Raw genomic sequence first — 15912 nt, forward strand, 5'->3', positions numbered from 1 at the left:
CCAACACCATCAGGCAGCGCCTATGTTCGGCACCAGCCCCGCGACCGGCCGCCCTGCCTTCAAGGCCTCGGTGAAGGCCAGCATGCGGTCTATGGGCAAACGGGCGCGTTGGCCCAGTGCCGCATCGACCGAAATTTCATTGGCGCCGGTCTCCAGCACCTGTGCCAGCCCGGCCAGGCCGTTCATGGCCATCCAGGGGCAGTGCGCGCAGCTCTTGCAGGTGGCGCTGTTGCCGGCGGTAGGCGCTTCGATAAACACCTTGCCCGGGTTCAGCGTGCGCAGCTTGTGCATCATGCCGTTGTCGGTGGCAACGATAAATTTTTTGGCATCCATCTCGCGCGCCGCTTTCAGGATGCCGGAGGTGGAGCCCACGGCATCGGCCAGGGCGACCACGTCGGCGGGCGACTCGGGGTGCACCAGCACGCGCGCGCCGGGGTGTTCGGCCTTCAGGGCCTGCAGCTCAAAGGCCTTGAACTCGTCGTGCACGATGCAGGCGCCGTTCCAGAAGACCATGTCGGCGCCGGTCTCGCGCTGGATGTAGCCGCCCAGGTGGCGGTCGGGCGCCCAGAGGATTTTCTGGCCGCGCTCCTTGAGCGCACGCACGATGTCGAGCGCGCAGCTCGAGGTCACCAGCCAGTCGGCGCGCGCCTTCACGGCCGCGCTGGTGTTGGCGTAGACCACGACCGTGCGGTCCGGGTGGGCATCACAGAAGGCGCTGAATTCAGCGGCCGGGCAGCCCAGGTCCAGCGAGCAGGTCGCATCCAGGTCGGGCATGAGCACGCGCTTTTCGGGCGACAGGATTTTTGCCGTCTCGCCCATGAAGCGCACACCGGACACCACCAGGGTCTGCGCCGCATGGTCGCGGCCGAAGCGCGCCATCTCCAGCGAGTCCGACACCAGGCCCCCGGTTTCTTCGGCCAGGTCCTGCAGGTCGGGATGCACGTAATAGTGCGACACCATGACGGCGTTGCGCGCCTTGAGCAGTTCGCGGATGCGGGTTTTGAGCGCCGCGCGCTCGGCCTGCGTGGGTTCGGCCGGCACCCGGGCCCAGGCCTGGTGCGTGCTGCAGGCGCCGGCCGCCCCGGGCTGCTCGTAATCGACGCGAATCGGCACGGCTGTTTGCATGTTCACACCGCCTGCGCGTCAAAGCGCATGGAAAAATCAATCGCCCGCACGTCCTTGGTGAGCGTTCCTATGGAGATGCGGTCCACGCCGGTTTCGGCCAGGGTGCGCAGGCCGTCCAGGGTCACGCCGCCGGAAATCTCCAGCACGGCGCGCCCGGCGTTGATGCGAACGGCCTCTTTCAGCTCGGGCAGGCTCATGTTGTCCAGCAGGATCATGCGCGCGCCGGCATCCAGGGCCTGGGCCAGCTCGCCCAGGTTCTCGACTTCAATCTGCACAAAATCGGCCTGCGCGGCGACCTCGGCCGCGCGCGCCAGCACCTGCGCGATGCCGCCGGCCGCCGCGATGTGGTTTTCCTTGATCAGCACCGCGTCGTACAAACCGACCCGGTGGTTGGTGCCGCCGCCCGTCACCACGGCGTATTTCTGCGCGAGCCGCAGGCCGGGCAGGGTCTTGCGCGTGTCCACGATGCGTGCGGGCGTGCCCTTCACGATGTCGACGTAGACCGCCGTCTTGGTCGCCACGGCGCTGAGCAGCTGCAGAAAATTGAGCGCCGTGCGTTCGGCCGACAGCAGGGCCCGGGCCAGTCCGCGCACCTCGAACACCACCTGGCCGGCTTCGCAGCGCTCGCCGTCCTTCACATGCCAGAGCAGCTGGGCCTGCGGGTCGAGCTGCCGCACCGTGGCCTCCACCCAGGCGCTGCCGCAGACGATGGCGCTTTCGCGTGCCAGCACCTGCGCCCGCGCCCGGCGGGCCGCATCGATCAGGCCGGCCGTCAGGTCGCCGGCGCCAATGTCTTCGGCAAGCGCGCGCGCCGCGTCGGCCTGGGCCAGGGCGGCCAGGGCCTCAGCGGAGAAATCAAATGACTTTTTCATGAGCAATCTAAGAAAGGATGGGCACCATACCGTGCACTAAACTATTAAATAGAGCGTAAAACTGTCGCGAATGTTACAGCGACCGGCCAGATGCCTGAACGCCGCGAAGCGCCCACTCACAATGGCGCTCCCCTTGCCCCTATTTTCATCCACGCCCACCACCATGTTCAGAACACTGCTCAAATCGAAAATCCACCGCGCGGCGGTGACGCATTGCGAACTCAACTACGAGGGCTCCTGCGCCATCGACGAAGACCTGCTGGACGCCGCCAACCTGGCCGAGAACGAGCAGGTGCACATCTGGAACATCAACAACGGCGAGCGCTTCATCACCTATGCGATACGCGCCGAACGCGGCAGCCGCATCATCTCGGTCAACGGCTCGGCCGCGCGGCGCGCCGCCGTGGGCGACCTGGTCATCATCGCCGCCTTCGCGCAGGTGCATGAAGAGCACGTCGCGGGCTTCAGCCCCAAGCTGGTGTTTGTGAACCCCGACAACCGCATCAAGGAAGAGCGCTCCACCATCCCGGTGCAGCAGCCCTGAGCCCTCCGGCCCCGCGCAGCGCGGGGCCCGGTCTTTTCTCCTTTTCCTTCACACAAGGCCCCATGGACAACGCAGCGATGATCCGGCGCAGCCTGCGCCATGTGTGGCACCCCTGCACGCAGATGAAGCTGCACGAAGCCCAGCCGCCCGTGCCCATCGCGCGCGCCGAAGGCGTGTGGCTTTACGACTTTGAAGGCAAGCGCTACCTGGACGGCGTCAGCTCCTGGTGGGTCAACCTCTTCGGCCACGGCCATCCCCACATCAAGGCGGCGCTACGGGACCAGCTCGATACGCTGGACCACGTCATGCTGGCCGGCTTCACGCACCAGCCCGTCGTGGAACTCTCCGAGCGCCTGGGCGCGCTGACCGGCCTGGGCCATGCCTTTTACGGCAGCGACGGCGCCAGCGCCACCGAGATCGCGCTCAAGATGAGCGCGCATTACTGGCGCAACAGCGGCCGGCCTGAAAAAAGCCGCTTCATAGGCCTGGCCGGCGGCTACCACGGCGAAACCGTTGGCGCACTGGCGGTGACCGACATCGCACTCTTTCGTGAAGCCTATGCGCCGCTGGTGCGGCTGGCTGCCACGGTGCCCAGCCCCGACGCGCGCGGCGCCCTGGCCGGTGAAAGCCCGGCGGACACGGCACGCCGCGCCGCCGGGGGCCTGCAGGCCTGGCTGGAACAGCACCATGCGCAGACCGCCGCGCTCATCGTCGAGCCCCTGGTGCAGTGCGCCGCCGGCATGGCCATGCACGACGCGGCCTACCTGCAGGAAGCCCGCGCGCTGTGCGACCGCTACGAAGTGCATTTGATCGCCGACGAAATCGCCACCGGCTTCGGCCGCGCCGGCACGATGTTCGCCCACCAGCAGGCCGGCATACGGCCGGACTTCATCTGCCTGTCCAAAGGGCTGACCGGCGGCACGCTGCCGCTGTCGGCCGTGCTGACCACCGACGCGGTCTATGAAGCCTTCTATGACGACGAGGTGGCGCGCGGATTTTTGCATTCGCATTCCTACACCGGCAACCCGCTGGCCTGCCGCGCGGCGCTGGCCACGCTGGAGCTGTTTGAGCAAACCGATGCCCTTGCGCGCAATGCCGAAACAGCCCGGGTGCTGGATGCGGCCTTCGCGCCGCTCACGCAGCACCGCGCCGTGCGGCACGCGCGCCGTCTGGGCATGATCTGGGCCTGGGACGTGGTGCCCGGCAGCCTTCCCCATTTCGCGCGCCGCTACACGCAGCACGCCATGGCCAACGGCGTGCTGCTGCGCCCCATAGGCCAGACGATTTACGCCATGCCGCCTTATGTGATGGATGCACAGGCCGCCCAGCACCTGGCGCGCGGCGCGCTGGCGGCGCTGGAGGCCACGCTGGCCGAGGAAGGCGGCGCCCATGGCTGAGGCCACACGCAAGCTCTCACTGTTTGTGACCGGCACCGACACCGGCGTGGGCAAGACCCTGGCCAGCGCCGGACTGCTGCACGCGCTGGCCCGCCACCATGTGCGCGTCGTCGGCATGAAGCCGGTGGCGGCGGGCACGGTCCAGGTCAATGGCGAAGAGGTCAATGAAGACGTACTCGCGCTGCGCGCCGCCTCCAATTACCGCGTGCCGCCCGAACTCGACAACCCGGTGCTGCTGCCCGACCCGGTGTCGCCACACATCGCCGCAGCCCGCGCCGGCACACAGATTGACATCGCCCATTTAGTGGCCTGCCAGCGCCAACTCGCCCAATTGGCCGACGCCGTGGTGGTGGAAGGCGCGGGCGGCTTCCTGGTGCCGCTGTCAAACAGCGAAACCGGCGCCGACCTGGCCCAGGCCCTGGGCCTGCCGGTGCTGCTGGTGGTAGGCCTGCGCCTGGGTTGCCTCAACCATGCGCTGCTCAGCGCCGAGGCGATACGCGCGCGCGGCCTCACACTGGTGGGCTGGGTGGCCAACCACGTCGATGCCGCCATGCTGGCGCAAGAGGACAACATCGCCTTCCTACGGAAAAAACTGCAGGCGCCGCTGCTGGCCACCCTCCAACACCAGGCCGCGCCCGACCCGCGCGCCATCCACTTTGAGCTCCCCCCCGCATGGCAATGACAATGACCGCTTCCTGGCTCGACGAATTTCCGGCCCGCCTGGCCGAACTGGACGGCGCGCACCTGCGCCGCCAGCGCCGCGCGGTGCGGCCCGAAAGCGGCGCGCGCCTGACGGTGGACGGCCGCAGCATGCTGGCCTTTTGCAGCAACGACTACCTGGGCCTGGCCACGCACCCGGCCCTGGTGCAGGCCGCCTGCGAAGGCGCCGAAGCCTACGGCGTGGGAGCAGGCGCCTCGCCGCTGGTCAGCGGCCACAGCGAGGCCAACGCGGCGCTGGAGCGTGAGCTCGCGGCCTTTGTGGGCCTGCCGCGCGCGCTGTATTTTTATGCGGGTTATGCCACCAACATCGGCATCGTGCCGGCGCTGGTGGGCGCCGGCGACGCGATTTTTTCGGATGCGCTCAACCACGCCTGCCTGATCGACGGCGCGAGGCTGTCACGCGCGCAGATACACCGCTACGCCCATGCCGACCTGGGCGCGCTGGAAAACGAACTCGCGCGCAGCGAGGCGCCGCGCAAGCTGGTGATCAGCGACGCCGTCTTCAGCATGGACGGCGACAGCGCCGACATCCCCGCGCTGCTGGCGCTGTGCGAGCGCCACGACGCCCTGCTGCTGCTGGACGACGCCCACGGCTTTGGCGTGCTGGGCCCGCAGGGCCGCGGCAGCCTGGCCGCGGCCGGCCTGCACGGCGCGCAAGCCTCGCGCCGCGTCCTCTACATGGCCACGCTGGGCAAGGCCGCCGGCGTCGCCGGCGCCTTTGTGGCGGGCGACGAGGCGCTGGTCGAATGGCTGCTGCAAAAAACCCGCAGCTATATTTTTGCCACCGCCGCGCCTGCGCTGCTGGCCGGTGCGCTGCGCGCCAGCCTGATGGTCATTGAGCAGGACGAGTGGCGGCGTGCGCACCTGCAGCGCCTTATCTCGCGCCTGCGCGGCGGCCTTGCAGCAGGTCTTGAAGGCAGCGGCTGGCAGTTGTCGGACTCGCAGACCGCCATCCAGCCGCTTTTGATAGGCGCCAACGACCAGGCGCTGGCCGTCATGGAAGGCCTGCGCGCGCGCGGCATCTGGGTGCCGGCAATACGCCCGCCCACCGTGCCCGAAGGCACGGCGAGACTGCGCATCGCGCTGTCGGCCGCGCACAGCGAAGCCGACGTCGACCAGCTGGTTGAGGCCCTGGGCGCGCTGGCAAGGCAGGCCGTTTAATCATCAAGAAATCTCTTCAGCTAGACTCCAAAACCCATCCCCTGGAAGGAAGAACCATGTCCCACGTTGCAGAACAAACCGTTACCTTGCACCGCCCCCGGCCCAAGGCTGAGCCGGCCCCCGCCGGCGACCAGCGCTGGAGCGTGGACGCCATCGAGGCGCTGTTCAACCTGCCCTTCCCCGAGTTGATGCACCGCGCGCAAACCGTGCACCGCGAAAACTTCGATCCCACGCGTGTCGAGTTCGCCACCCTGCTATCGGTCAAGACCGGCGGCTGCGCCGAAGACTGCGGCTACTGCCCGCAAGCCGCGCGCTACGACACCGGCGTGGAAGCCAGCAAGCTGATGGAGCCAGCCGAAGTTCTGGCCGCAGCCCAGCGTGCCAAGGCCGCGGGCGCCACGCGTTTTTGCATGGGCGCAGCCTGGCGCGCGCCCAAGGACCGCGACATTGAAAAAGTGGCCGAACTGATCCGCACCGTCAAGGGCCTGGGCCTCGAAGCCTGCGCCACCCTGGGCATGCTGGAAGACGGCCATGCGCAGACCCTGCAAAGCGCAGGCCTGGACTACTACAACCACAACCTCGACAGCGCCCCCGATTTTTACGGCGACATCATCACCACGCGCGACTACCAGGACCGCCTGGACACGCTGGCGCGCGTGCGCAGCGCAGGCGTCAAGGTCTGCTGCGGCGGCATCGTCGGCATGGGCGAGACGCGCCGCCAGCGCGCCGGCCTGGTGGCCGAGCTCGCCAACCTCACGCCCTATCCCGAATCGGTGCCCATCAACAACCTGGTGAAGGTCGAGGGCACGCCGCTGGCGAACCAGGCCGACCTGGACCCGTTTGAGTTCGTGCGCACGATTGCCGTGGCGCGCATCACCATGCCGACCGCGCGCGTGCGCCTGTCGGCCGGTCGCCAGCAGATGGGCGACGGCGTGCAGGCCCTGTGCTTCCTGGCAGGCGCCAATTCGATTTTTTACGGCGACAAGCTGCTGACCACCGGCAACCCTGACACCGAGGCCGACGTCAAGCTGCTCGAACGCCTGGGCATGAGCCGCTCGGCGCCTGAAACGCGCTAACACGCACAGCTTGTCTGGGCTCTCTAAACCGCGGCTAAAAAAGCACGGTGAAGCTGGTTAGACTCTCGCTAAATTCCGGATGCGCCCATGACATCTCCTGCCAATACCTCCGCCACGCCTTACGGCACGCTGCCGCCCTCGTCCACGCCGTCGGCGCGCAAGCCGCTGAGCTTGCCGCGCCTGCGCGAAATGCAGGCGCACGGCGAAAAAATCACCATGCTGACCGCCTACGACGCTACCTTCGCGGCCGTGGCCGATGCGGCGGGCGTGGAATGCATCCTGGTGGGCGACTCGCTGGGCATGGTCTGCCAGGGCCTGACCAGCACCGTCGGCGTGACGCTGGAAACCATGCGCCACCACACCGAGTGCGTGGCCAACGGCCTGCGCCGTTCGCAGGCCACGGCCTGGCTGATAGGCGACCTGCCCTTCGGCAGCTACCACGAATCGAAAGAGCAGGCACTGCGCAGCGCCGTGGTGCTGATGCAGGCCGGCGCCCATATGGTCAAGCTTGAAGGCGGTGGCTGGACGGCCGAGACCGTGCGCTTCCTGGTCGAGCGCGGCATTCCCGTCTGCGCCCACCTGGGCCTGACGCCGCAGACCGTGCATGCGCTGGGCGGCTACCGCGTGCAGGGCAAAGGCGAGGAAGCCGCCGCCACGCTCAAGCAACAGGCCCACGAGCTGCAGGACGCCGGCGCCGCCATGATGGTGCTGGAGATGGTGCCCGCGGCCCTGTCGGCCGAACTGACGAAAGAACTGACCCACTGCGCCACCATAGGCATAGGCGCGGGCAGCGGCACGGCCGGCCAGGTGCTGGTGCTGCACGACATGCTGGGCATGAACCTGGGCAAGATGCCGAAGTTCGTGCGCAACTTCATGGAAGGCCCGGACAACAAGACCGCCAGTGTGCGAGGCGCCATGGAAGCCTATGTGCGCGCCGTCAAGGACGGCAGCTTTCCGGTCAACGCCACCCACGCGTGGTGAGCCGCGCTCCCTTGCGCCACCCCTTTCTGGAGACATGATGCAGATCGTCCACACCATCCCCGAACTGCGCGAGGCGCTGAGCCCCTACAAGCGCCCGGCCTTTGTGCCCACCATGGGCAACCTGCACGACGGCCACATCGCGCTCGTCAAGCAGGCCAAGCCATTGGGCGACGTGAGCGTCTCCAGCATCTTCGTGAACCGCCTGCAGTTCGCCCCGCATGAGGATTTCGACAGCTACCCGCGCACCCTGGACGCCGATGCCGAACGCCTGAAGGCCGCCGGCTGCAACGTGCTGTTCGCCCCGCTCGAAAAGCACCTGTATCCCGAGCCGCAGACCTACAAGGTGCACCCGGCCACGGACTTGAGCGACATCCTCGAAGGCCACTTCCGGCCCGGTTTTTTCATCGGCGTGAGCACCGTGGTGCTCAAGCTGTTTTCCTGCGTGTTCGCCGGCATGCCCACGGGCGTGGCAGCTTTCGGCAAGAAGGACTACCAGCAGGTCATGGTGGTGCGCCGCATGGTGCAGCAGTTCGCGCTGCCCATCGAGATCCTGGCCGGCGAGACCCAGCGCGCCGAAGACGGCCTGGCGCTGTCCTCGCGCAACGGCTACCTGAGCGCCGCCGAACGCGCCGAGGCCGTGGAGCTTTCCAAAGCCATACGCGCGCTGGGCGAAGCTGCCCGCGCCGGCGACACGCCCGACCTGCCCACGCTGGAAGCCCAGGCCATGCAGGCGCTGGCGCGCCGCGGCTGGAAACCCGACTACCTCACCGTGCGCCGCCGCGCCGACCTGCTGGCGCCGCAGGGCCCGCTGGCCGGCGAGCCGCTGGTGGTGCTGGGTGCGGCCAAGCTGGGCAGCACGCGGCTGATCGACAACCTGGAAATCTAGGCTGCAACGCTACATGCACATCGTCCCCATCGACCCGCTGTCCCCCGAAGCGCAATCGCTGCTCGCGCAGTCCGACGCCTATATGGCGGCGCTCTACCCGGCTGAAAGCAACCACCTGGAAAGCGCAGAGGCGCTGCGCCAGCCCCACGTGCTGTTTGTGGGCGCCCACGTCGACGGCGCGCTGGTGGGCTGCGGCGCGGTCAAGACGCTGGACGACGACGGGATCTACGGTGAAATCAAGCGCGTCTTTGTGCTGGATGCGCACCGCGGCAAGGGGCTGTCCAAGGCCATCATGCAAACGCTGGAGGCGCACCTCACGGCTGGCGGCGTGAGCCTGGCCCGGCTGGAGACCGGCATTCACCAGCCCGAGGCGTTGGGCCTCTATGAGAAGCTCGGTTATGTCGCGCGGGAACCGTTTGGCGGGTATGCGCCCGACCCCTTGAGCGTCTTCATGGAAAAGCAGCTCGCATGAGCGCGGTGTCCATACGCCTCGCCGCCGAGCCCGACCTGGCGGCGGTGGCCGCACTGTTCGACGCTTACCGGCAGTTTTACGAACAACCCGCCGATGCCACGCTGGCGCTGCAGTTCATCGGCGAGCGCATGCGCAGGCAGGAATCGGTCATCCTGGTCGCGCAGGTTGAAAAATCCATTGTGGGTTTCTGCCAGCTCTACCCCAGCTTCTGCTCGGTGATCGCCCAGCCGATCTACACGCTGTACGACCTCTTTGTGGCGCCCGATGCCCGCAAGACCGGCGCCGGCCGCGCGTTGATGCAGGCGGCCCACGCGCACGCGCAGCAAAACGGCTTCGCGCGGCTGGACCTCAGCACCGCCAGGAGCAACCACAAGGCGCAGGCCTTGTATGAATCCTTGGGTTGGGTGCGCGACGAGGTCTTCCTGTACTACAACAAGGCGGTTCCCGGGACGATTTTGCCGGCCTGATCAGGTCAAACGCGCTGACGGGCAACACCCGCCTTGGGGTATAAAGTTCCATAGCCCCCACGTTCCCAGGAGTTCCGCCATGGCCATTCCCCACGCCGCATCCGGGCAGCTCGTTGACGTCCAGCCGCTGGCGGGCAAGCTCTCCGAGGGTCGCACCGTCGCACTGTTCAAAAGCGAGGAGCTGGAGGTCATGCGCCTGATCGTGCCGGCCGGCAAGACCGTGCCCTCGCACCAGGTCAAGGGAGAGATCACCGTGCAATGCCTCGAAGGCGAAGTGGCGTTCACCGCGAACGGCCTGACCCAGCCCATGAAAGCCGGCCAGTTGCTCTGGCTGGCCGGCGGCGTGCCGCACGGCCTGACGGCGGTGCGGGATGCATCGCTGCTGGTGACGCTGCACCTGCGCAAGTAGCCACGCCTTGGCGTGAAGGGGAGATTCAGGCCAGCTCGGCCGTAGGCCCGCGGCCCATCAGCATCGCCACCGCCTCGGCGGGCTGGAGCTTGCCGTCCAGCAAGGCGACAACGCTTTGGGCAATCGGCATCTCCACGCCCAGGCCGGCGGCGCGCTGCACCACGGTGCGGGCGCAGTACACGCCTTCGGCGACATGGCCCAGCGAAGCCACCGCCTGCGCAAGCGTTTTGCCCTCGGCCAGCAGCAGGCCGACCTTGCGGTTGCGGCTCAGGTCGCCGGTGGCCGTGAGCACCAGGTCGCCCAGGCCCGACAGGCCGGTGAAGGTTTCGGCGCGGGCGCCCAGGGCCACGCCCAGGCGCGTCATCTCGGCCAGGCCGCGCGTGATCAGCGCGGCGCGGGCATTGAGGCCCAGTTGCAGGCCGTCGCACAGGCCCGTGGCGATGGCCAGCACGTTCTTGACGGCGCCGCCCACCTCCACGCCCACGACGTCGTCATTGGCGTACACGCGCAGTGTGGCGCCGTGGAAAGCGGCGACCAGCGCGTCTCGCACCTCGGCATGTTCGCTGGCCGCGACCAGTGCCGTCGGCTGGCCGCGCGCGACTTCGAGCGCAAAGCTGGGGCCGCTGAGCACGCCGGCCCTCAAGCCGGGAGCGGCCTGCGCGCGAATTTCGTGGACCATCAAGCCGAAAGGCGATGCAGCGGCGTCCACCGGGGCCTCAAAGCCCTTGCTGAGCCAGGCCACGGGCGCACCGGCATCCCGCAGGCTGTGCAGCATGCCGCGGGCCGCCGACACCGGCGTCGCGAGGATGATGAGGTCTTGCCCGGCCAGGGCCTGGGCCAGCGGCGCGTCGCCACCTTGCAGCGCCAGGGCGGCGGGCAGGGTGATGCCGGGCAGGTAGCGGGCATTGACGCGCTCGGACCGCAGGCCGGCCAGCTGGGCGGCATCGCGCGCCCACAGGGTGACCTGGTGGCGCGAGGCGCTGCTGACGGCCAGCGCCGTACCCCAGGCACCCGCGCCTATGACCAGTATTTTCATGAGGGTGTCACGCGGACATCATGAGGCGGCCGGGAGCATCCCGGCGGGCCCTCAGACGATGATCTGGGACGGAGCCGGAGCAGCCGCCGCGGCTTCGGCCTGCTGCTGCTCGTACATGGCCTGGAAGTTGATTTCGGCCATGTGCACGGGCGGGAAACCGCCGCGCTGGATCACGTCGGCCACGTTGCCGCGCAGGTAGGGGTAGACGATTTGCGGGCAGGCGATGCCCAGGATGGCGCCCAGTTGCTCGGGCGGCACGTTGCGGATTTCAAAGATGCCGGCCTGTTTGGCCTCCACCAGGAACACCGTCTTGTCGGCAATCTTGGTCTGCACGGTGGCCGTGACGGCGACTTCGAACAGGCCTTCGGCGATGGGCGTGGCGCCCACGCCCAGCTGGATGTCCACGCTGGGCTGCTCCTGGTTCAGCAGGATTTCGGGCGAATTGGGCTGCTCCAGCGACACGTCCTTGAGGTAAACGCGCTGGATCTGGAATACGGGGTCAAGATTGGCTTCAGCCATGGTGTTCTTTCGGGTGCTGGGAGGGAATCGATGCGCCGGCAGGCCGGCGGCCAGCGCGCATTATCTCAGGCATTCCTGCCTCAAAAATTCAGGCTGGATTATTCAGGAGAGGCATCAGGCCGCCGCGGCCATCGAGCGCCATCAGGTCGTCACAGCCGCCCACATGGGTCTCGCCGATGAAGATCTGCGGCACCGTGCGCCGGCCGGTGATGTCCATCATCTTCTGGCGTTCGCCGGGCACCATGTCGACGCGGATTTCATCGAGTTCGGTGACGCCGCGCTGTTTGAGCAGCTGTTTGGCCTGGATGCAGTAAGGGCAGGTGCCGGTGGTGTAGATCTTGACGGTTTGCATGGTGTCTCCGGATCGCGCCGGCATGGGCGCGGCGCGGGAAAAGTGGATGAATCAGGACTTGCCGGGTGAGGCAGGTTTCATGCCTGCTTTGCCCGGCCCAGCCTTGTTCAGGCCTTTTCCAGAGGAAGGTTAGCCTCTTTCCAGGCTTTAAGCCCGCCGCCCAGCGATTGGGCTTGCTCGTAACCGAGCTTTTTGGCCACGGCGACGGCACGGCCGGCGCGCGCACCGGTGGCGCACACCAGGATCAGGGGCAGGCCCTTGTTCTTGACCGTCAGGGGCAATTTCTCTTCCAGTTCGCTGAAAGGCACGTTTTTGGCGCCCGTGACGTGGCCGGCGGCGAATTCATCGGCTTCGCTGACATCCACGACCACCGCCTTTTCGCGGTTGATCAGCTGCACCGCGCCGCTGGCGGTCAGTGCGCCGGCATTCAGGCCGCTGGAAATCATGGGCCAAACCAGCATGCCGCCCGAGGCGAGTGCTATCGAAATCAGCATCCAGTTATCGATCAGAAATTTCACGGTAAACCCTTTGTGTATTTTTCAGCTAACCCGTGATTTTAGAATGGAGGGAGAAACCGCCCCGCCGGGCAGCCTCCGAATTCCCTTTATTTCCCCCTTTTTTCCACTCTCCACCCTTCCGACCATGTACAAACTCGTGCTCATACGCCACGGCGAATCGACCTGGAACCTTGAAAACCGCTTCACCGGCTGGACCGACGTGGACCTCACGGAAACCGGCATTGAACAGGCCAAAAACGCCGGCAGGCTGCTCAAAAGCGAGGGCTACGAATTCGACCTGGCCTACACCAGCGTGCTCAAGCGGGCGACCCGCACGCTGTGGCACACGCTGGACGAGATGGACCGCACCTGGCTGCCCGTGGTGCACAGCTGGCGCCTCAACGAGCGGCACTATGGCGCCCTGCAGGGGCTGAACAAGGCCGAAACCGCGAAAAAATTCGGCGACGAGCAGGTGCTGGTCTGGCGCCGCAGCTACGACACCCCACCGCCACCGTTGGAGGCGAACGACCCGCGCAGCGAACGCGATGACCCGCGCTACGCCAAACTGCAGCCCGGCCAGGTGCCGCTGACCGAGTGCCTCAAGGACACCGTGGAGCGCGTGCTGCCCTTCTGGAACGAATCCATGGCGCCCGCCATCAAGGCCGGCAAGCGCATCGTGGTCGCGGCGCACGGCAATTCCATACGCGCGCTGGTGAAATACCTGGACAACATCTCCGACAGCGACATCGTGGGGCTCAACATTCCCAACGGCATTCCGCTGGTTTATGAGCTGGACGCCAACCTCAAACCCCTGCGCCACTACTACCTGGGCGACAGCGAGGCCGCGGCCAAAGCCGCCGCCGCAGTGGGCGCCCAGGGAAAAGCCTGACTCTCCCACAAGGGCTTAGCCGTCCGGATTTTGTAAAAGTCCTGTAAATAGCCGCCTGTTTCGCTTCTTTTTTCGCCCCGCGCCTTGGCTAGGGTGGAACTGGAGGCCCCGGCCTTTCTCCAAGGTGTATATTGCTTCCCACGGGGGGAACAAGGGTTTCCCAACGGCTTACGAAGGTATTTTTTATGGGTCAAAAGCTCAAGATAGCAGGCTGGATTTCAATCGGCGCCGTGGCGGGGGCTCTCACCACGGTACAGCTGCAGGCGGTGGCCCGCGCGGGCATCGCCCCCCTGCCACTCGAGGAGCTGCAGCAGCTGGCCGCGGTTTTCGGCATGGTCAAGACCGATTACGTCGAGCCGGTGGACGAGAAAAAGCTCATCACCGACGCCATCTCCGGCATGGTGGCCAGCCTGGACCCGCACTCGGTCTATTTCGACAAGAAGTCCTACAAGGAATTCCGCGAAGGCACGACGGGCCGCTTTGTCGGCGTCGGCATCGAAATCAGCCAGGAAGACGGCCTGGTCAAGGTGGTTTCGCCCATCGAAGGCTCGCCCGCCGACCGCGCCGGCCTCAAGCCCAACGACCTGATCACCCGCATCGACGACACCGCCGTCAAGGGCCTGACACTCAATGAGGCCGTCAAGAAGATGCGCGGCGAGCCCAAGACCAAAGTGCTGCTGACGATCTTCCGCAAGGACGAAAACCGCACCTTCCCGGTCACCATCACGCGCGAGGAAATCCGCACCCAGTCGGTTCGCAGCAAGGTGGTGGAACCCGGTTACGCCTGGGTACGCCTGAGCCAGTTCCAGGAGCGCACGGTCGAGGACTTCGTGACCAAGCTCGAGCAGATCTACAAGCAGGAACCCAACCTCAAGGGTCTGGTGCTCGATTTGCGCAACGACCCGGGCGGCCTGCTGGACGCCGCCGTCGCCGTGTCGGCCGTTTTCCTGCCTGACAACGTCACCGTGGTGTCGACCAATGGCCAGCTCGCCGAAAGCAAGTTCACCTACAAGGCCTCGCCCGAGTTCTACCAGCGCCGCAACGGTGCCGACCCGCTCAAGCGCCTGCCCGCGGCCCTCAAGAACGTGCCGCTGGTGGTGCTGGTCAATGAAGGCTCGGCCTCGGCCAGCGAAATCGTCGCCGGCGCGCTGCAAGACTACAAGCGTGCCACCATCATGGGCACGCAGACCTTCGGCAAGGGCTCGGTGCAAACCGTGCGACCGCTGGGCCCCGACACGGGCCTGAAGCTCACCACGGCGCGCTACTACACCCCCAGCGGGAAATCCATCCAGGCGCGCGGCATCGTGCCCGACGTGATGGTGGACGAAACCGCGGAAGGCAGCCCGTTTGCCGCCCTGCGCACCCGCGAAGCCGACCTGGAAAAACACCTCAACAGCGGCCAGGGCGCCGAGGTCAAGGACGCCAACCGCGAAAAAGCCCGCGAGATAGCGCTCAAACGCCTCGAGGAAGAAGCCAAGAAGACACCTGAGCAGCGCCGCCCGCCCGAACTGGGCAGCGACAAGGACTTCCAGCTGGCGCAGGCGATCAACCAGCTCAAGGGCCGTCCCGTGCTGGTCAGCAAGACCGCCGTGGTGGAACCCAAGAACGAGAAAAAAGAAAACTGAGGCCGTGACGGGATAGCGCCGGGATAACCGGCCTTTCCCGGCTTTCCCGGTTTTCCCAGGCCGGTTTTTCGCACTCCTGTTCCCTCGAGGCCGCCCTTTCCCTTCGGCGGACTCCTTTCCTTCCATGAACGACGACCAGCTGCTTCGCTATTCCCGGCACATCCTGCTCGACGATATCGGCATCGAAGGCCAGGACAAGCTCCTGAAGGCGCATGTGCTGATCGTCGGGGCCGGCGGCCTGGGCTCACCGGTCGCGCTTTACCTGGGCAGCGCCGGCGTCGGCCACATCACCATCGCCGACCACGACCGCGTCGAGGCCACCAACCTGCAGCGGCAGGTCGCCCACACCCTGGGCCGTATCGGCGAATTCAAGGCCGAATCCGCACGGCAGGCCATCGCGGCGATCAACCCCGACGTCACGGTCACGCCCGTCACGCAGCGGGCCGAGGGCGCGCTGCTGGACGAGTTGGTGGCCAAAGCCGACCTGGTGCTCGACTGCACCGACAACTTCGCGACCCGCCACGCGATCAACCGCGCCTGCGTGAAGCATCGCAAGCCGCTGGTCTCGGGCGCGGCCATCCGCTTCGACGGCCAGGTCGCGGTGTTCGACGCGGGCGATGCGCAGTCGCCCTGCTATGCCTGCGTGTTCCCCGAATCGGAGCTGATGGAAGAAGCCCTGTGCGCCACCATGGGTGTGTTCGCACCACTGGTCGGCATCATCGGCAGCACACAGGCGGCCGAAGCCCTGAAGCTGATTTGCGGCGTGGGCGAGGCGCTCACCGGGCGCCTGTTGATGCTGGAAGGCAGGCGCATGGAGTGGAGCGAGATGAAACTGGCGCGCAACACCACTTGCGCGGTCTGCGGCGGCATTCATCGCTGATCTT

At 66.8% G+C, this 15912-nt stretch carries 19 protein-coding genes; 13 read left to right on the forward strand and 6 right to left on the reverse strand.

Translation table 11 applies throughout. The features are described from left to right. Positions 1 to 9: 9 nt before the first annotated feature. Both nadA and nadC read right to left on the reverse strand, forming a co-directional pair. Positions 10 to 1125 carry a quinolinate synthase NadA gene (gene nadA, locus PMI15_RS10270; protein ID WP_007867838.1) on the reverse strand — a complete coding sequence of 372 codons (1116 nt, stop codon included), beginning with the start codon at positions 1123 to 1125 and terminating at the stop codon, positions 10 to 12. Between the two features lie 2 nt (positions 1126 to 1127). Beyond that, positions 1128 to 1997 (reverse strand): carboxylating nicotinate-nucleotide diphosphorylase, encoded by an 870-nt coding sequence (gene nadC / locus PMI15_RS10275; protein ID WP_007867853.1) that lies wholly within the window; start codon positions 1995 to 1997, stop codon positions 1128 to 1130. 163 nt (positions 1998 to 2160) lie between these two features. Between nadC and panD the strand changes: the two genes are divergently transcribed. The 10 genes from panD to PMI15_RS10325 all read left to right on the forward strand — a co-directional run bounded on the left by panD (position 2161) and on the right by PMI15_RS10325 (position 10110). Further along, positions 2161 to 2541, forward strand: coding sequence for an aspartate 1-decarboxylase (panD, locus tag PMI15_RS10280; protein ID WP_007867856.1), 381 nt, complete (start codon positions 2161 to 2163; stop codon positions 2539 to 2541). Between the two features lie 62 nt (positions 2542 to 2603). Next, positions 2604 to 3938 (forward strand): adenosylmethionine--8-amino-7-oxononanoate transaminase, encoded by a 1335-nt coding sequence (locus PMI15_RS10285; protein WP_036838399.1) that lies wholly within the window; start codon positions 2604 to 2606, stop codon positions 3936 to 3938. Next, positions 3931 to 4620, forward strand: a complete 690-nt coding sequence (gene bioD, locus PMI15_RS10290; protein WP_007867860.1) for a dethiobiotin synthase — start codon at positions 3931 to 3933, stop codon at positions 4618 to 4620. Before PMI15_RS10285 ends, bioD begins: the two co-directional genes overlap by 8 nt. Before the next feature lie 2 nt (positions 4621 to 4622). Further along, positions 4623 to 5819, forward strand: coding sequence for an 8-amino-7-oxononanoate synthase (gene bioF / locus PMI15_RS10295; protein ID WP_036838401.1), 1197 nt, complete (start codon positions 4623 to 4625; stop codon positions 5817 to 5819). A gap of 56 nt (positions 5820 to 5875) precedes the next feature. Further along, positions 5876 to 6895, forward strand: a complete 1020-nt coding sequence (gene bioB / locus PMI15_RS10300; RefSeq protein WP_007867864.1) for a biotin synthase BioB — start codon at positions 5876 to 5878, stop codon at positions 6893 to 6895. 87 nt (positions 6896 to 6982) lie between these two features. Beyond that, entirely contained in the window at positions 6983 to 7876 is an 894-nt protein-coding gene (gene panB / locus PMI15_RS10305) for a 3-methyl-2-oxobutanoate hydroxymethyltransferase (protein WP_007867865.1), read from the forward strand. 37 nt (positions 7877 to 7913) lie between these two features. Further along, positions 7914 to 8762 (forward strand): pantoate--beta-alanine ligase, encoded by an 849-nt coding sequence (gene panC / locus PMI15_RS10310; RefSeq protein ID WP_007867866.1) that lies wholly within the window; start codon positions 7914 to 7916, stop codon positions 8760 to 8762. 13 nt (positions 8763 to 8775) lie between these two features. Next, on the forward strand, positions 8776 to 9234 hold the full coding sequence (locus tag PMI15_RS10315) for a GNAT family N-acetyltransferase (RefSeq protein ID WP_007867870.1): 459 nt from the start codon (positions 8776 to 8778) through the stop codon (positions 9232 to 9234). Beyond that, positions 9231 to 9701, forward strand: coding sequence for a GNAT family N-acetyltransferase (locus PMI15_RS10320; protein WP_007867873.1), 471 nt, complete (start codon positions 9231 to 9233; stop codon positions 9699 to 9701). The genes PMI15_RS10315 and PMI15_RS10320 overlap by 4 nt, the downstream gene beginning before the upstream one ends. 79 nt (positions 9702 to 9780) lie before the next feature. Beyond that, a complete protein-coding gene (locus PMI15_RS10325) occupies positions 9781 to 10110 on the forward strand; it encodes a cupin domain-containing protein (RefSeq protein ID WP_007867875.1) in 330 nt (109 codons plus the stop codon). 25 nt (positions 10111 to 10135) lie between these two features. On the opposite strand, the gene PMI15_RS10330 is transcribed toward PMI15_RS10325, so the two are convergent. From PMI15_RS10330 to PMI15_RS10345, 4 genes are all read right to left on the reverse strand, one after another. Further along, the gene (locus PMI15_RS10330) at positions 10136 to 11146 is read right to left on the reverse strand and encodes an NAD(P)H-dependent glycerol-3-phosphate dehydrogenase (RefSeq protein WP_007867878.1); all 1011 of its coding nucleotides are present in this window, start codon (positions 11144 to 11146) and stop codon (positions 10136 to 10138) included. Positions 11147 to 11197: 51 nt separating this feature from the next. After that, positions 11198 to 11665 carry a protein-export chaperone SecB gene (gene secB / locus PMI15_RS10335; RefSeq protein ID WP_007867881.1) on the reverse strand — a complete coding sequence of 156 codons (468 nt, stop codon included), beginning with the start codon at positions 11663 to 11665 and terminating at the stop codon, positions 11198 to 11200. An 88-nt stretch (positions 11666 to 11753) separates the two neighbouring features. Further along, positions 11754 to 12017 carry a glutaredoxin 3 gene (gene grxC / locus PMI15_RS10340; RefSeq protein ID WP_007867884.1) on the reverse strand — a complete coding sequence of 88 codons (264 nt, stop codon included), beginning with the start codon at positions 12015 to 12017 and terminating at the stop codon, positions 11754 to 11756. A 107-nt stretch (positions 12018 to 12124) separates the two neighbouring features. After that, a complete protein-coding gene (locus PMI15_RS10345) occupies positions 12125 to 12535 on the reverse strand; it encodes a rhodanese-like domain-containing protein (protein ID WP_007867886.1) in 411 nt (136 codons plus the stop codon). Positions 12536 to 12659: 124 nt separating this feature from the next. On the opposite strand from PMI15_RS10345, the gene gpmA reads away from it, so the two are divergent. From gpmA to PMI15_RS10360, 3 genes are all read left to right on the forward strand, one after another. Further along, on the forward strand, positions 12660 to 13403 hold the full coding sequence (gpmA, locus tag PMI15_RS10350) for a 2,3-diphosphoglycerate-dependent phosphoglycerate mutase (protein ID WP_007867888.1): 744 nt from the start codon (positions 12660 to 12662) through the stop codon (positions 13401 to 13403). Between the two features lie 185 nt (positions 13404 to 13588). After that, positions 13589 to 15028, forward strand: a complete 1440-nt coding sequence (locus tag PMI15_RS10355; RefSeq protein ID WP_007867890.1) for a S41 family peptidase — start codon at positions 13589 to 13591, stop codon at positions 15026 to 15028. Positions 15029 to 15152: 124 nt separating this feature from the next. Beyond that, positions 15153 to 15908, forward strand: a complete 756-nt coding sequence (locus PMI15_RS10360) for a HesA/MoeB/ThiF family protein (RefSeq protein ID WP_007867892.1) — start codon at positions 15153 to 15155, stop codon at positions 15906 to 15908. The last annotated feature ends 4 nt before the right edge of the window (positions 15909 to 15912 follow it).

Source organism: Polaromonas sp. CF318, assembly GCF_000282655.1.
Lineage (GTDB): Bacteria > Pseudomonadota > Gammaproteobacteria > Burkholderiales > Burkholderiaceae_C > Polaromonas.

Excerpts from the sequence above, each read along its gene's own strand:
- bioD (WP_007867860.1), top strand. The coding sequence starts at position 3,931 with ATGGCTGAGGCCACACGCAAGCTCTCACTGTTTGTGACCGGCACCGAC.
- PMI15_RS10285 (WP_036838399.1), top strand. The coding sequence starts at position 2,604 with ATGGACAACGCAGCGATGATCCGGCGCAGCCTGCGCCATGTGTGGCAC.
- PMI15_RS10320 (WP_007867873.1), top strand. The coding sequence starts at position 9,231 with ATGAGCGCGGTGTCCATACGCCTCGCCGCCGAGCCCGACCTGGCGGCG.
- PMI15_RS10355 (WP_007867890.1), top strand. The coding sequence starts at position 13,589 with ATGGGTCAAAAGCTCAAGATAGCAGGCTGGATTTCAATCGGCGCCGTG.
- nadC (WP_007867853.1), bottom strand. The coding sequence starts at position 1,997 with ATGAAAAAGTCATTTGATTTCTCCGCTGAGGCCCTGGCCGCCCTGGCC.
- panD (WP_007867856.1), top strand. The coding sequence starts at position 2,161 with ATGTTCAGAACACTGCTCAAATCGAAAATCCACCGCGCGGCGGTGACG.
- panC (WP_007867866.1), top strand. The coding sequence starts at position 7,914 with ATGCAGATCGTCCACACCATCCCCGAACTGCGCGAGGCGCTGAGCCCC.
- panB (WP_007867865.1), top strand. The coding sequence starts at position 6,983 with ATGACATCTCCTGCCAATACCTCCGCCACGCCTTACGGCACGCTGCCG.
- PMI15_RS10315 (WP_007867870.1), top strand. The coding sequence starts at position 8,776 with ATGCACATCGTCCCCATCGACCCGCTGTCCCCCGAAGCGCAATCGCTG.
- nadA (WP_007867838.1), bottom strand. The coding sequence starts at position 1,125 with ATGCAAACAGCCGTGCCGATTCGCGTCGATTACGAGCAGCCCGGGGCG.
- gpmA (WP_007867888.1), top strand. The coding sequence starts at position 12,660 with ATGTACAAACTCGTGCTCATACGCCACGGCGAATCGACCTGGAACCTT.
- PMI15_RS10330 (WP_007867878.1), bottom strand. The coding sequence starts at position 11,146 with ATGAAAATACTGGTCATAGGCGCGGGTGCCTGGGGTACGGCGCTGGCC.
- grxC (WP_007867884.1), bottom strand. The coding sequence starts at position 12,017 with ATGCAAACCGTCAAGATCTACACCACCGGCACCTGCCCTTACTGCATC.
- PMI15_RS10325 (WP_007867875.1), top strand. The coding sequence starts at position 9,781 with ATGGCCATTCCCCACGCCGCATCCGGGCAGCTCGTTGACGTCCAGCCG.
- secB (WP_007867881.1), bottom strand. The coding sequence starts at position 11,665 with ATGGCTGAAGCCAATCTTGACCCCGTATTCCAGATCCAGCGCGTTTAC.
- bioB (WP_007867864.1), top strand. The coding sequence starts at position 5,876 with ATGTCCCACGTTGCAGAACAAACCGTTACCTTGCACCGCCCCCGGCCC.
- PMI15_RS10360 (WP_007867892.1), top strand. The coding sequence starts at position 15,153 with ATGAACGACGACCAGCTGCTTCGCTATTCCCGGCACATCCTGCTCGAC.
- bioF (WP_036838401.1), top strand. The coding sequence starts at position 4,623 with ATGACCGCTTCCTGGCTCGACGAATTTCCGGCCCGCCTGGCCGAACTG.